This window comes from Methylobacterium sp. WL18, assembly GCF_008040015.1.
GTDB classification, from domain to species: Bacteria; Pseudomonadota; Alphaproteobacteria; order Rhizobiales; family Beijerinckiaceae; genus Methylobacterium; species Methylobacterium mesophilicum.
Genome location: NZ_VRVD01000813.1, coordinates 1 through 1,815 on the forward strand (window position 1 = coordinate 1; position 1,815 = coordinate 1,815).

Sequence of the window (1,815 nt, forward strand, 5' to 3'; positions counted from 1 at the left end):
AGCCCCCCACCAGCCGCCCCGCCGGGGTGCTGGAATTGGCGCGGGCGGCCAACGCCCCGTCCACGCCCACCGGCCTGGCGATCGCCCGGGGCGGCCGGATGTTCGTGATGATGCCGCGCTTCACCGGCTCGGAGCCGGCCACCCTCGGCGAGGTGCTCCCGGACGGCTCGGTGAAGCCCTATCCGGATGCCCGGACCAACAATCCGGACCCGAAGGACCCGCAGGCGACCCTGTTCCACGTCCCCAACGGGGTGTTCGACCGCAACGACGCGTTCTGGATCCTCGATTCCGGCCTGACCGAGGGCAAGAGCAAGCCGGTGCCGGGGGCCGCCAAGCTCCTCGAGATCGACATCACCCAGGACAAGATCCGCCGGGTGATCCCGCTCGACGCCGGCGTGGTGGCCGATTCGTCCCTGAACGACCTGCGGGTCGACGTGCGCGACGGCCGGGCGCTCGCCTACATCACCGACCAGGGCCAGGGCGGCCAGGGCGCGATCCTGGCGGTGGACCTCGCCAGCGGGCGGGTGAGCCGGCGCCTGGCCGACCACCCGAGCACGGCCACCCAGGAGGGCGTGGTCAAGGTCGTGGAGCTGCGGCCGGTGATGGAGCGGAAGGGGGATGCCCCGGCGAAGCACCCGAAGGGCGGGGCCAACGGCATCGCGATCAGCCCGGACGGCCGCCGCCTGTACTACGCGCCGCTGATGAGCCGGCGCCTCTACGCGGTGGAGACCGCGGCGCTCCTCGACCCGAACGTGTCGGACGCGGCCCTGGCCGCCACGGTGCAGGATCTCGGCGAGAAGGGCATGACCGGCGGCCTGACCACCGATTCGCAGGACCGGGTCTATCTCAGCCTGCAGGAGCACAACGCCGTCGGCCGGCGCCTGCCGGACGGGACCGTGGAGGTGCTGGCCGCCGACCCGCGCCTGATCTGGGCCGACACGTTCTGGATCACCCCGGACCGGTGGCTCTACATCTCGAGCGCCCAGGTCAACCGCCGGCCGGAATTCAACCGCGGCCAGGACCTGCAGCAGCCGCCCTACGCGATCCTCCGGATGCGCATCGACGCGGACCCGGTCCTGTAGCGCGCCGGATCGACCCATTGGGTTTGCCAGCAAGTCTCTCGAAACACTCAGCTTCTCCCCGCTTCCTTTCGGCAACGGGCTACACAGGTATGAGGCACAGGCGTTGTTGCAGACCGCGACGCGCCCCCTCTCCCGTGCGGGCGTGCGGACTCACACATTGAGTTGGGAGAACACACGGGAGACACCGCGGCTCTCCCTCCCCCGCAGAGGGGGGAGGGAGACGCGGTTGGGGTTAGCCTTGGCCCAAATCCGGCAGCGATGCGTGAACGTCGTAGCCCGCACGGGAGAGGGAACCCGCGCCTTCTGCGCCCACGGCATGATCACGGCGACGGTCGAAATCTGTGTAGCCCGTCGCCGCAGGAGGGAGCGTGTGTCGCGGCTTGAAGAGGTGCCGTGCGAACATTGTCGGCCTTGTTGGGCCAGATGGGGGCAAGCGGGATCCCGCACGCCACGATTGGCCCGGCATCGGCTAAGGGCCGCTCTCCTGTGCAGCCGATTCCGGACCGCCGTGATGGACCTCTCGCTCGATCCCGACTTCTTCGCCGTCCTCACCGGCAGCTACCGGCGGCGCCTCGGCGCGGCCTTGGTGCCGGAGGGGGCGGACGCGGCCTGGCTGTACGGGCAGGCGCCCTTCGTGGTGCTGGCCCATGACGGCGGCGCCGACCCGCGCTTCGTCTACGCCAACCGGGCCGCGCAGGCCTGCTTCGGCTACGACCGGGACGCGCTGGTCGGC

The 1,815-nt window shown here is 70.9% G+C and carries 2 protein-coding genes; both read left to right on the forward strand.

Annotated elements, in window-relative coordinates; genetic code table 11:
* The coding region (locus FV228_RS28600; protein WP_246694063.1) for a major royal jelly family protein at positions 1–1,082 on the forward strand (1,082 nt) is incomplete at its 5' end.
* 511 nt (positions 1,083–1,593) lie between these two features.
* On the forward strand, positions 1,594–1,815 hold a 222-nt coding region (locus FV228_RS28605), incomplete at its 3' end, for an MEKHLA domain-containing protein (RefSeq protein WP_246694064.1).